The organism is Cupriavidus sp. 8B (assembly GCF_054589115.1).
On the sequence record NZ_BAAILO010000465.1, the window covers coordinates 1 to 209 of the forward strand.

The window sequence follows — 209 nt, forward strand, 5'->3', positions numbered from 1 at the left end:
GGACCTCCGACGAGGCAGAGCGAAAGCGGCTCTATACCCTGCTCAAACGTGACAAGTGGCTCGAAGACAAGTACCTGCACCGGATGATGCGCAAGTCCTTTCGGCACGGCGTGTCGCGTTGCGACAATCAGTTCATCGTCCGCTCGGACAAGCATCAGAGCCGCGTCAGAGACGGGCAGCTGGTCATCACCATCCACATCGCCAGGCAG

Annotated in this window: 1 pseudogene; it reads left to right on the plus strand. The window is 59.8% G+C overall.

Annotated features, from left to right (window positions below):
• Positions 1 to 209, plus strand: a pseudogene (locus tag ACYP5B_RS44540) (transposase); the annotation flags it as partial.